We start from the raw sequence: 11898 nt of genomic DNA on the forward strand, positions 1-11898 counted from the left end.
CTGTGACCTCGAAAGTGACAGGGTTATCTTTATTCCTATGTGTATTGGTGACGTTGTTGACTTTCTTGATCAGTTCTCCAGCCACTTACTGGCAGCCAATAGTTAAACAGCTTACCCACGATTCAATCCGTCTGGTAAACGTCACGGGGTCATTGATGAGCGGCAGTGGACAAATTGCCTATACAGTGGGTCCTAATCGTTGGCAAGTGTTGGCAGAGCGAACAAATTGGCACATCACTCCAACCCTTTACGGCTTAAGATTGAGTGTAGAGGATAACAGTCATCGCTTATTTGTGCGACCTCTAACTGTTTTGTTTACGCCACAGAATATCTCTATCGGTGAAGGGGAGAGTGAGTTTCCCATCACCTTGTTACAGGTTTTTGGCGGCCTAACGAGAACACTTAAATTAAGTGGGCAAATGAGAGCCATCTGGCACCCCGTGACTCTTAGTCTGTTGACCTATCAGATTAAAGCCCCCTTTGATTTTGAGGTGACTATGAATAATTTACATTCTGTGGTTTCTCCACTGCCTCAATTAGGATCGTATAAAATTAGTGGAGTACTATCTCAATTAAATGGGCATTTTGAGGTAACCACGTTAACAGGCCCCTTACATATTGAGGGACAGGGAGTCGCGGTAGGACGAGTCATTCAGTTTAACGGACAAGCCCAGGCTGATGTGGGAATGGAAGATCAGTTAATGGGTTTATTATTATTGATGGGTAATATGAACGGAAGAGTCGCCCATCTACATTATTAAAGAGCGAAGAAATGCGTTGGTTAAAAATTATATTCTTATTATTTTCGTTGACTGTATGTCAACTACTTTTTGCCGGACAAGCCAAGACAGATCATAGTGCCGCACAAGCATTGGCTGAGGCGGGTCCTGTTGCGGAGGGAGACTTGATCCGACTAAGCTTCACCGATGCCGATACGCAAGGCGTTATTAGGGCGGTGGGAGAGGCTGTGGGGACCAGTATTTTAGTGGATCCTAGAGTAAAGGGGACGATCACCTTAACCAGTGATCGTCCTTTGACCAAGAAGGAAACTCTCTCGGCATTGGCTGCAACACTGCGTTTACAGGGTTACGCCTTGGTGGAAGCCAGCAATGGATACAAAGTAGTTCCCGAGGCGGATGCTAAGTTACAAGGATCTCAGGTGAGTGTGGACGCCAGTGGCGTGGGCGGTAAAGCACAAATTGCGCCTCAGGGAGATCAGCTACTGACTCAAGTGTTTCGCTTGAAATATGAGTCTGCTAATAATTTAATCCCGGTGTTACGTCCCTTAATTGCCACCAATAACAGTATTACAGCTTATCCTGCTAACAATACTTTAGTCATCACAGATTATGCTGAGAATTTACGCCGTATTCAACGCATTATTCAGGCCATTGATACCCCGTTGTCTAATGAAGTACAAATTATTCCCATTAAAAATGGTTTGGCTATTGATATTGCGGAGTTGATTAATAAACTTGGGCAAATTAAAGGGACGACTAATGAACCTAATTTATTGACCACGGCCATCGCTGATACGCGCACTAATAGTATTGTCTTACGTGCCCCTACGGTGACGCGGGCTAATGAAATTAAAGGATTAATCGAAAAACTAGATACCCAAAGTGCACGACCTGGAAACATATGGGTTGTTCCTTTGAAAAACGCTGAAGCCATTAAGTTGGCGCAAACTTTACGCGGTATTATTTCTATGGATACCAGTATTCTAAGAGCACCTTCCACTCCATCTTTTGCACCAGGTGGTGGCATGGGGGGAATTGCCACAGGAGTGGGCTCTGGTGCAACGGGTGGTACAACAAGCCCGTCCTCCTATACCGGCAACGCCACTGCCAATCCATTGGTTGGTGCGTCAGCCACTGAGGCGAACATAGGACCCGGTGGTGGTGGAGGTGGCTCTGGAGGAGCGGCATCAGGCCATGCTGGAACGCTTCCTGCGGGGATGATACAAGCTGACTCCACGACCAATTCTATTATTATTACAGCTAATGAACAGGTTTATCGTAATTTAAGAAACGTCATAGATAAGCTAGATTCACGGCGCGCTCAGATTTATGTGGAATCGATGATTGTTGAAGTGGCCGATAATAAAGCGCAAGAATTTGGGGTTCAGCTTCAAGGTTTATTGGGAGGCGGTACAACACAAACTTTTGTGGGTACCAGTTTTAATGCCTCCGTTCCGGGCGGTAACATTACCGCTTTGGGAACCAGTGTCGGAGCGTTAACCAGTGCTGGAGCGACGGCAACGAGTACGACTGTGCTTCCGGCTCCGGGAAGTACAGTAGGGGTGATTCATTCTTACAATGGCATACCTACTCTGGCTGGTTTAGCTCGTGCAGTGAGCACTATTACTGGAGTTAATGTTTTATCAACCCCAAATCTATTAACACTAGATAATGAAATTGCTCAAATTATTATTGCCACCAACGTTCCTTTTGTGACAGGTCAGTATGCTCAAACCACGGGCTTATCTACCGTAGCCCCTTTTACCACGGTGGATCGGCAGGATATTGGATTGATTTTGAAAATTAAACCTCAGATTTCAGAGGGAGGGTTAGTGAGGTTGCAAATCTATGAGGAGTCATCCACCATTGACCCTGCCACCACCAACAATACTTACGGCCCCACCTATAATAAACGATCCTTGGAGTCGAATGTGCTAGTTGAGGATGGTCAGCTGGTGGCCTTGGGGGGGTTGCTTTCCGACAGTTATCAAGACACGGAAGAAAAAACTCCTTTTTTGGGTGATGTGCCGATTTTGGGAGCTTTGTTTCGGTATGAAGCAAAAACCCGTGTCAAAGAAAATTTAATGCTCTTTTTAAGACCCTATATTATTCGTGATACCGAACAAAGTGATAGCCTTACTAACGACCGTTATTCATTAATTAAAAATGTACGTGAAACATTTAAACCGCATATACGTATTTTATCAAATGAAACGCTCACTGCTTTACCCAATAGTAATCAGGGCGGTAGTACTTTTATTAATCCCGAGAAGGCTAATGAAGCGCCAACAGCCATACCATTACCTAATACTCAAAGATAATGGGGAGAATAACTGATGAGTGATGAGTTCTCAGCGATGGCTGCCAGGCTATTACCCTATAATTTTGCTAAACAGCATCAAGTATTAGTGGTAAGTCAAGCCCAAGGGAGTCTTGAGTTATGGGTCAATGAAAAAACCTCCTTGGATGCCATCACTGAAATCCAGCGCTATTTTAATGAGATTAATATCACTTATCAGACCGAAGAGGTATGGCAAAAGGCTATTACAGAAGCTTATAGCACTTATGCCGGTAGTGAGGCTGCTCAAGTGGTGGGGGAAGCGGAAGAGGAGGTGGATTTGTCGCGACTCATGCAAGATATTCCGGCGGTGGAGGATATTCTTGAGTCCCGTGACGATGCGCCGATTATCCGTATGATCAATGCTTTATTGTCTCAGGCTTCAAGACAGGGCGCCTCTGATATTCATATTGAACCCGGTGAGGTCTCTTCAGTGGTTCGTTTTCGTATTGATGGCACACTGCGCGATGTGGTTCGTCCTAAGAAGGCGTTACATGGAGCACTGGTATCACGTATCAAAATTATGGCACAGCTTGATATTGCTGAAAAACGCTTGCCTCAAGATGGTCGTATTGCCCTGAGAGTCGCGGGGAAATCTGTGGATATTCGCGTATCAACCATTCCAACTGGTTTTGGTGAACGAGTGGTACTCAGGCTATTGGACAAAGAAGGGGGCAAACTTAATTTAGTGCATCTTGGTATGGCTCCAGATACCTTACAACAATTTGACCGGTTAATTCAACGCCCCCATGGCATTGTTTTGGTAACTGGCCCCACAGGAAGTGGGAAAACAACCACTTTATATGCTGCCTTAAGTCGCCTTGATCACCACAGTACCAACATCATGACCGTGGAAGATCCGATTGAATATAACATTGATGGTATTGGGCAAACACAAGTTAATGCTAAAATTGATATGTCCTTTGCCAAGGCTCTACGGGCTATCTTGCGGCAAGATCCTGATGTCATCATGATTGGTGAAATTCGTGATGCTGAAACAGCACAAATTGCAGTGCAGGCAAGCTTAACAGGGCATTTAGTGTTAGCCACACTACACACCAACGATGCAGTGAGCGCCATTACTCGCTTAATTGATATGGGGGTTGAACCCTTTCTCCTATCTAGTTCTTTAATCGGGGTGTTAGGCCAACGTTTAGTCAGAAAAGCTTGCACGGTATGTCATGGTGATATAGATCGCTCAAATCAATGTGATCACTGTGGCCGTACAGGTTATCAAGGTAGAACAGGAATTTATGAATTACTGTTACTAGATGATGAGATGCGTCGTTTAGTGCATCAGCAAGTGAGTGAAGATGAGGTGAAACAATACGCCCTCAAACAGGGGCTCAGAACCTTGAAAGCTGATGGACAACGTTTAATTACTTCTGGTATGACCACTGAGGAAGAACTGTTGCGCGTGACGGGTAGTGATTAATCATGGCGCTGTTTAATTTTGCGGGGGTCGATCAGAGCGGGGGGGAGCATAACGGAACTCTCGAAGCCGATACTCTGCGTCATGCCAGGTCTTTATTAAAGTCTCGTGGTATTGTTGCCATTCAAGTAAATGAAGTTAAGTCTCAGCACAAACAAACCCGCTACCTTGGATTGTTTAAAAAAAAGCTCTCCGCCAGCGACCGTGTCTTATTTCTCCGTCAACTAGCGAGTCTGCTTAACGCAGGCATCGCATTAGATGAAGCCTTGGGGACTTTAGCTCGGGAGACAGAAAAACCTTACGTGGGTCAGATTATTCTTGCTATGCGCTCGTCGATTGTGGCAGGTTCCACCTTAGGTAATGCTTTTAGGGATCAATCAGCTCATTTTCCAGAAACCTTGGTGGCCTTAGTGAGCGCCGGTGAGCAAACCGGTCAGTTAGGTTACGTGATGGAAAAAGTAGCGGATTATGCGGAATCTCGCGATCAACTTAACCAAAAAGTACTAATGGCCTTAGCCTATCCTGCTATTGTGTCTTTTGTGGCCGTGGGTATTGTGGCTTTTTTAATGACTCATGTGGTGCCACAGGTGGTTTCTGTATTTATCCATAACCATCAGAGTTTACCCCTTCTCACGCGCATCATGATTTATGTGTCCGATGGCTTGGTTAACTGGGGTTGGCTTATTCTTTTGGGTATAGTGTTATTGGTTGTGGTGATGAGACAACTGTTACGTCAACCGGCCCTTCGCCTGATATGGGATCAATATTTATTAGATATTCCACTAGTAGGTCGTTTGGTAAGAGGCTACAATACTGAGCGTTTTGCCAGCACACTGGCTATTTTGGTGAATAGTGGCGTCCCTATTCTGGCCGCATTAATCGGTGCTGCTGACACGCTAAACAACACCGCTTTAAAAAACACCATCACAGATGCCGCCTCCAGAGTTCGTGAGGGTAGCGGTTTATCTCGCGCACTCGCTGTTTATAAACAATTCCCACCTATCTTATTACAACTCATTCAATCGGGTGAGAGTACGGGTCGTTTATCAGAAATGCTTTCTAGGGCGGCGCAAACGGAGTCAAGGGATCTGGAGAGGCGCTTATTATTAATGACAACTCTACTTGAGCCCTTGCTTATTTTGTTCATGGGACTCGTGGTGGCTACTATTGTATTAGCGGTCATGATGCCCATAATGGAAATCAACCAAATGATTCATTAAGTTAAGGATGTTGTTTAATCCTCCGCCATCGTGCAAAATAGGGGTTTATTTGAATTTAGTATCAGTTTGTTGAAAGCAATGAACTAAATTAACTCACTACAAAATGGTTTTTTATGATTAAGCTTGTGTTTTCCCGGTTTTTTACTCTCTTAGCGATAACCTCTATCCTGTCAGCCTGTGGTGGCGGAGGGGGAAGTCCTGCTTCACCACCTTCAATCACTGGTACAGCAGGTGATGGACAAGTACAAATTAGCTGGACGCCGTTAAATGGAATTTATTATTGGATTTTTTTCACTCAATCCAATCAACCTTTTGACATTAATAACGCGCCCAATGTCCCTCAACAAGGTTTTATTGGCGCATCACCTACCTATGTAGTGGGCAACTTAACCAACAGTTTAACCACGAGTATGGTAGCTAATGCTCACTCAGGGAATGTCAATGGACCTGGGGGGCCTCAGTCCAATGATGTAATTGTAACCCCTCGATTGGCTGCCACCAGTTGGACGAGTCAATGCAGTGGTTCAAGCTGCCCACAGAGCATCATGAATGCAGTAGCCTTTGGTGACTCAGGATCAACAGTGCTGGATGGCTCGACTATTCATCCATATGTTGCTGCAGGCAATAATGGATCAATTTATACCAGTCCTGATGGCTTAACTTGGACTGCGCAACCTGCTGCGGCATTATCTCTTTGCAATATCAGTACCGATACCTTGTATGGGGTGGCCTTTAATAACTTTACCTTTTATGTGGTGGGCAGTAATGGGGCGCTGTGTTTTAATACGCAAAGCTTTGGCAATTATCCACAATATGGCTTAACAGACGTCGTGGATCTCAATGATAATTGGGCCCCTGCCAATGCAGTATGGAGTCCTGCCGTGACACAACCCGACCATACGACGACCCTGTATGCTGTTGGTGGAACCGAGCAGGTTTTCAATAACAACGGTACTAGTATTTTTGTGGCAGTGGGTAGTTCGGGTGCGGTTTGGGATACCACTGATTCGCAAAATTGGCTAAGTGTTGCCTCCTCGGTCAGTCAAGATTTATTTGCCGTTAACTACACGGCGAACTGTGGACTACTGACCTATAACTATCAGTGGATAGCGGTGGGTGCGGGGGGGACCATTATTCATACCACAGATTCATCGGGAGCCACCTCTTGGTCGGCGGCCACCAGTCCCGTGACTAGTAACCTGCGGGGTGTCGCCTGTAGTCCAAATACTACGCTGTATACTTACCCCAGCAATCTGTATGTTTACCCCCCCAACAATACGACTCCTATAGCTGTTGTGGTAGGAGACAATGGGACGGTATTAACAAGTCCCGATGGGGTTACGTGGACTTCGCAAAACAGTAACAGTAGTTCTAATGTATCCACGGTCATTGGCACAGACAATTTAAAGTCAGTCTATGCTTTGAATAGGAACTTAGAGGTGCGCTTTAACAATACCCAATTTGTGGCAACCAGTGCCACAGGGAATATTTATACCAGTACCGATGGAGTTACTTGGGCTAAGTATTCTGTGAATGCCGGTTCCAGCCTCAATGCGATTACGTCAACCTCAGGCAGTAACGTTCCTAATGGTAATTTTGGTACGGTGCCTTTCTCCTATGTGGCAGTAGGATCGCTAACTGCTAATGGAACCACCTCTGGGTTCAGTGCCATTTCTCAGTAATTTTGTTTTAAGTGGGAGAGCCTTTGACAGGCTGTCCCACGACAATATACAAAAATCTTATCACCCGTAATAGTTAAAGTTTGATATAAACTCGCCTGTTTTACAGGATCCATGCTCAGTAAAAAAGCGTTTTGCCAATCTTCTTTAGGTAACTCAATGAAATGATGAGGATACATTTTTCTATCAAGTTCATTCACAATATTAAGAGCCACAGAGCGTCCATCATGATTGTAAATGGGTAAACCATGGGCAGTGCTTAATAGATTCTGTGCTACTTGCACATAGTTTAATCCCCTAATATGTTCCTGATAATAGGGATACAAGAAGAGTCCAAACAGCCATTTTAATATTACCACTGTCAGTAACAGGCGCTTTACCCATAAAATGATGACAGGACTGGATTGCCATAACAGGTAGGCACAGATGAGGCCGATCAGGGGATAAAGTCCAATTAAATAACGTATATGACTTTGAGGTGCGAGCCAGTAGGGGATGAGGTTAATCAATACCAATAGTAATAACTGCCGAACAAGCGGATGAATTGTTTGTCGTTGTCTGAATAACACAATCAGAGCCAAAGGGACCCATGGCGAGAGATTAAGAGCCGTGCTAAAGGGGAAAACAAGGATTTTCTTGAGATACTGCAACATAGATTCTGTGGCCAATACTTTTTGAAGTATATCGCTGAGCATAGAATGCCCCATGTTGTGATGAACACTAACAAAACTAAACCAAAAATACGCCATTAACACAGGCAAGGGAAGGCCCAGCGAAGTGAGAGGAGAGAAATGAAGACGTTTATCTTGGGTATTCCACGAGAAAACAATGAATGCTGAATACCAGATGGCAAAGGGTGTTAGAGATTTTGTTAAAAAAGCAGCACCTATTGATAGCGCACTCAAGATCATGAGGGCCCAGCTATTCTTTCTTATCGCAAAGTACATGACTGTTACGGCGGCCATGGTAAAGAAACCCATTAATGGGTCTGCGTAGGCAAGCCAGCCTCGATAAAAATACAAATCCCCGAGTGTGAGAGTAATAAGGGCTGACAACACAATAAATATTTTATCGTTAATCACTGTCCGCGCAAGAACTGCGGTGAGGGCTGCCATACCCAGTGTTGCAAAAAGGCTAACTAGGCGGGCTGCCACAACAATATATTTGAAACCTGTTATCTGAGCCATCAATCCTATGGCCCAGACAATCATAGGAGGGCGATTATAGAACTCTCCAAAGGTGGTTTGATGCAGATAGTCTTGGCGTTGCCACATTTCCATGGCGCCAATCGTGTACACCCCTTCCTCGCCAACGATATAAAACCATAAAGGAGGCAGAAGACTGAGTAATATGAGCGTGCCAAGGATCCAAAAGTAGGAGGGTTGGTTTTTGCTAACAGACAGCAATTTAATGCTTTCCCTGTAAGCGGCTTAGTAGCGCTGCGGTAATCTCTTTAGTATTTGCATTGCCTCCTAAGTCCTTGCTGCGAATATGATCCACCACCAGCACATCGTGTATGGCTTGTCTAATTCTTTGGCCAAGATCGCTACGTTGAACATGGTCACACATCATAGCCGCGGCTGATAACAAAGCCATTGGGTTAGCAATACCTTGGCCGGCAATATCCGGTGCAGAGCCGTGCACTGCCTCAAAGATGGCGGCATGTTCTCCAATATTAGCGCCTGGTGCAAGCCCCAGGCCACCCACTAAACCGGCTATTTCATCTGACAGGATATCGCCAAATAAATTGGTGGTGAGGATCACGTCAAATTGAGAGGGATTCATGACGAGTTGCATGGCACAGGCGTCTACAATTTTCTCTTCCACTTGAATTTTATTATCGTAATCTTTGGCAATCTCAAGAGCCGTTTCTAAAAAAATACCAGTGAGTGCTTTTAAAATATTGGCTTTATGTACTATCGTGATTTTTTTACGATTATTTTTAACGGCATAATCAAAGGCATAGCGCGCAATTCTTCGACTTCCCGCGCGGGTGTTTACTCCCGAGGAGATGGCAGCACCATGGGGATCATTATCAATAGGAATGTAGTGGTCAAAGCCCACATATAATCCTTCGAGATTCTCGCGAATGAGAACGATGTCGACGTTATCATAGCGTCCGCCTGGCATTAATGTGCTGGCTGGACGCACATTAGCATAGAGTTTAAACTCTTCTCGTAAGCGCACATTAATTGAACGAAACCCTCCACCGACGGGGGTAGTCAAAGGGCCCTTCAGTGCTAAACCTGTTCGTCTGATACTGTTTAGTGTTGGCTCAGGAAGCGGGTCTAAGTGTTTATCCACTGCAGCCATCCCAGCAGTTTGTCTATCCCATTCAAAAGGGGCACCCATGGCATCTAGAATCAAGACAACGGATTCTACGATCTCAGGACCAATGCCATCCCCTGGGATGAGAGTGACAGGTATCAGTGTGTTCTTGGTATTCATGGCGTTAATCCCTTTTGGGTAAATTAATATGGCATAGTCAGTAAATGATTTTATATAGAGTCGCTTGGGATACTTGCATAGTATTATAATGTGCATTGAATAAAAAAACTTGCATCCCCTGAAAATTCCGGTATAGTACGCACAAGTAACTAATTTACTTAAGTTGTCTCTGACCTCCACATTTCAACCATCGAATTTCTGGTTTGCCGGTTAGTGACATTGACCGGCGGACATTTCCGCCTATTATCTTGTGCTCTGATGAGATTCGGAGAGTTTTTTATTCTCCAAGAGTGCACTATTTATTTGGAAAAATAATTGTGAGCGACAAACAAACTGAAATAACTTTTAATGATTTACCCTTGGACGAGAATATTGTTCGTGCCGTGCACGAGGCAGGGTATACCGTACCCACTCCTGTTCAGGCTCAATCTATCCCTGTATTGTTAAATGGCCAGGATTTATTGGTCACCTCCCGAACCGGTTCTGGTAAGACAGCTGCCTTTATGTTGCCGGCACTTCATAAATTGACTACCTCGCCTGGCGCAGGACGTGGTCCACGACTACTCGTGTTATCACCCACACGAGAACTGGCAAATCAAATTACTGAGGCCGCTAAAAAGTACGGTAAATACTTGAAACAAGTGCGTATTGTATCTATTTTAGGTGGGACTTCCTATCAAGTGCAAAACCGTATGTTGTCTAAGCCCTATGAGATCTTAGTGGCTACCCCAGGACGACTTATTGATCAGATGAATCAGGGACGTATTGATTTATCAAAAGTCGAAATGCTGGTACTTGATGAAGCGGACCGCATGCTAGATATGGGTTTTATTGATGATGTAGAGAGAATTGCCAGTGCTATTCCTGAGGGTCGTCAGACATTATTGTTCTCTGCCACCATGGACCGTGAGATTCTACGTTTGGCCAATCAGTTGCTAAAGGACCCTGTGCGCATTGAAGCCACTGAGTTACATGCATCTCATGAGAATATTGAGCAGCGTTTACATTATGTGGATGATCTGGCGCATAAAAATCGTCTGCTCGCACATTTACTGACCGATACGGCTGTCAATCAAGCTATCGTGTTCACTGCCACCAAGCGTGACGCTGATCTTGTGGCCAGTGATTTGGCGGGTATGGGTCATCAAGCGGCTGCTTTACATGGTGATATGAATCAAGGTGCCCGTAACCGTACCTTAGATGGCTTAAGACGAGGCCGTTTCCGTGTATTGGTTGCCACTGATGTCGCCGCAAGGGGTATTGATGTACCAGGCATTTCACATGTGATTAATTATGATTTACCTAAAATGGCTGAGGATTATGTACACCGAATTGGTAGAACCGGTCGTGCAGGAAATAAAGGCACAGCCATTTCCCTTGCTGGCAGTCGTGATTTAATGCATCTTAAAAAAATCGAACGTTTTACGGGACAATCCATTAATGTACACAGCGTTCCAGGCTATGAGCCAAAACGTCCAATTAAAGCATCAAAACCCAGTTCCCAAGGTGGTCAACGTCATGGTCGAGGAGCACCAGGTAATGGCGGTGGACGCACTTTCAGTGCGAACAGAAGCGATTTCCAGCAACGCAACAGCAATCCACAAAAAAAACGTTTCGAGGGCGGACAGCCTACCTTCTTGCAAGATGAGCGCCCACGTTTTGATGGCGAACGCCCACGCTTTGATGGCGAACGTCCCCGTTTTGATAGCGCTCGCCCCCGTGCTGATGGCTTACGTGTTCGCACGGATGCTCCTCGCAGTAGACCAGATGGGGCAAGGGGTAGAACCGATGCCCCTCGTCATCGCAGTGATGTGATTGCGCCACGTACACGCACTGAGGGTGCTACGGTGAGAGCCGATGGGACGCGTACCTTGGGTGAGGTGGGAAGACGAAAAAAATCAGCCTTTGGTGAGCAAACACCATTGCATACTCAATCACGTTTTTTCCCTGATGGCCCATCTAGGTCCCATGACACGTTCACTAAACGTGCCCGTCCCCAGAACCCAAGTCAAGGACGTAAGCGTTGGGGTGATTCCTAATC

At 45.3% G+C, this 11898-nt stretch carries 8 protein-coding genes; 6 read left to right on the forward strand and 2 right to left on the reverse strand.

Annotated features, from left to right (window positions below; genetic code table 11):
• Positions 1–2: 2 nt before the first annotated feature.
• The 5 genes from FERRO_RS06205 (at position 3) to FERRO_RS06225 (ending at position 7412) form a co-directional block, all read left to right on the forward strand.
• Positions 3–761 carry a hypothetical protein gene (locus FERRO_RS06205; protein WP_056930031.1) on the forward strand — a complete coding sequence of 253 codons (759 nt, stop codon included), beginning with the start codon at positions 3–5 and terminating at the stop codon, positions 759–761.
• A gap of 11 nt (positions 762–772) precedes the next feature.
• The gene (gene gspD, locus FERRO_RS06210) at positions 773–3061 is read left to right on the forward strand and encodes a type II secretion system secretin GspD (RefSeq protein WP_056930032.1); all 2289 of its coding nucleotides are present in this window, start codon (positions 773–775) and stop codon (positions 3059–3061) included.
• A gap of 15 nt (positions 3062–3076) precedes the next feature.
• On the forward strand, positions 3077–4513 hold the full coding sequence (gspE, locus tag FERRO_RS06215; protein ID WP_160318111.1) for a type II secretion system ATPase GspE: 1437 nt from the start codon (positions 3077–3079) through the stop codon (positions 4511–4513).
• Positions 4514–4515: 2 nt separating this feature from the next.
• Positions 4516–5730, forward strand: coding sequence for a type II secretion system inner membrane protein GspF (gspF, locus tag FERRO_RS06220; RefSeq protein ID WP_056930033.1), 1215 nt, complete (start codon positions 4516–4518; stop codon positions 5728–5730).
• A 113-nt stretch (positions 5731–5843) separates the two neighbouring features.
• Positions 5844–7412, forward strand: coding sequence for a sialidase family protein (locus FERRO_RS06225; RefSeq protein WP_056930034.1), 1569 nt, complete (start codon positions 5844–5846; stop codon positions 7410–7412).
• Here the strand turns inward: FERRO_RS06225 and FERRO_RS06230 are convergent.
• Both FERRO_RS06230 and FERRO_RS06235 read right to left on the reverse strand, forming a co-directional pair.
• The gene (locus FERRO_RS06230; RefSeq protein WP_056930035.1) at positions 7406–8815 is read right to left on the reverse strand and encodes an ArnT family glycosyltransferase; all 1410 of its coding nucleotides are present in this window, start codon (positions 8813–8815) and stop codon (positions 7406–7408) included. The two genes, FERRO_RS06225 and FERRO_RS06230, sit on opposite strands and share 7 nt — an antisense overlap.
• Position 8816: 1 nt before the next feature.
• The gene (locus FERRO_RS06235; protein WP_056930036.1) at positions 8817–9857 is read right to left on the reverse strand and encodes an isocitrate/isopropylmalate dehydrogenase family protein; all 1041 of its coding nucleotides are present in this window, start codon (positions 9855–9857) and stop codon (positions 8817–8819) included.
• Positions 9858–10174: 317 nt separating this feature from the next.
• Between FERRO_RS06235 and FERRO_RS06240 the strand changes: the two genes are divergently transcribed.
• Complete coding sequence (locus FERRO_RS06240; RefSeq protein WP_239683486.1) at positions 10175–11896, forward strand: DEAD/DEAH box helicase; 1722 nt, start codon at positions 10175–10177, stop codon at positions 11894–11896.
• Positions 11897–11898: the final 2 nt, after the last annotated feature.

It is taken from the genome of Ferrovum sp. JA12 (assembly GCF_001431705.1).
Classification (GTDB): Bacteria; Pseudomonadota; Gammaproteobacteria; order Burkholderiales; family Ferrovaceae; genus PN-J185.

Coding starts and splice junctions, on each gene's coding strand:
- gspD (WP_056930032.1), top strand. CDS start 773: ATGCGTTGGTTAAAAATTATATTCTTATTATTTTCGTTGACTGTATGT.
- FERRO_RS06235 (WP_056930036.1), bottom strand. CDS start 9,857: ATGAATACCAAGAACACACTGATACCTGTCACTCTCATCCCAGGGGAT.
- gspF (WP_056930033.1), top strand. CDS start 4,516: ATGGCGCTGTTTAATTTTGCGGGGGTCGATCAGAGCGGGGGGGAGCAT.
- gspE (WP_160318111.1), top strand. CDS start 3,077: ATGAGTGATGAGTTCTCAGCGATGGCTGCCAGGCTATTACCCTATAAT.
- FERRO_RS06225 (WP_056930034.1), top strand. CDS start 5,844: ATGATTAAGCTTGTGTTTTCCCGGTTTTTTACTCTCTTAGCGATAACC.